The organism is Caballeronia choica (genome assembly GCF_001544535.1).
In the GTDB taxonomy this organism is placed as follows: Bacteria; Pseudomonadota; Gammaproteobacteria; order Burkholderiales; family Burkholderiaceae; genus Caballeronia; species Caballeronia choica.
This window is the reverse complement of sequence record NZ_FCON02000565.1, coordinates 1-758: the sequence shown is the minus strand read 5'-3', so window position 1 is coordinate 758 and position 758 is coordinate 1. Positions and strand designations below refer to the sequence as shown.

The window sequence follows — 758 nt, the reverse complement described above, 5'->3', positions numbered from 1 at the left end:
GCCGCGACCGGCGTGCCGAACACCGCGGTCATGCCGGCGGCGGCGCCGGCGACGAGCAGCGTCTTGCGTTCGGCTGAGGTCAGCTTCACGCACTGCGCGATCAGCGAGCCGAGCGCGCCGCCCGTCATGATGATCGGGCCTTCGGCACCGAACGGCCCGCCGCTGCCGATCACGATCCCCGACGACAGCGGCTTGAGCACCGCCACCTTCGGCGACATGCGGCTCTTGCCGAACAGGATCGCTTCGATCGCTTCGGGGATGCCGTGGCCGCGGATCTTCTCCGACCCGTAGCGCGCCATGAGTCCGACGATGAGCCCGCCCGTCACCGGCACGACGAGCACCCAAAGCCCGAGCGTGTTGTGCGCGGGCGAGCGGTCGGCGAACGAGAAACTGCCGAAGAAAAACAGGTTCGTGAACAGGTGGATCAGGCCGAGCAGCACGAACGCCGCGCACGTGCTGATGCCGCCGATCACCGCGGCCAGCGCGGAAATACCGGGAAGGCGGGCGTTCGCGGCGAAATCCCGCTTGGTCGTATCGTGGCTCATGATGGTTCAGTAGTCGATCTGAGGCACGCGGAAAGCGCCCTGCAGCGATTTCAGTTCCGCGCGATGCAACTCCGCCAGCCGCGCAAGCACCTTTTCGCCGGCCTTCTGCAGATGGACCTCGACCTGCCGGCGATCCGTCTCGCTCACCTGCCGCCTGACGAGATCCAGCGCCTCGCAGCGCGACACCAGCGCGACCACGCCGTGATGCTGCGC

The 758-nt window shown here is 67.8% G+C and carries 2 protein-coding genes; both read right to left on the bottom strand.

Translation table 11 applies throughout. The annotated features are described in order from the left end of the window. On the bottom strand, positions 1–545 hold a 545-nt coding region (locus AWB68_RS45750), incomplete at its 3' end, for a chloride channel protein (protein ID WP_143282091.1). A gap of 6 nt (positions 546–551) precedes the next feature. Next, on the bottom strand, positions 552–758 hold a 207-nt coding region (locus AWB68_RS45745; RefSeq protein WP_510183583.1), incomplete at its 5' end, for a winged helix DNA-binding protein.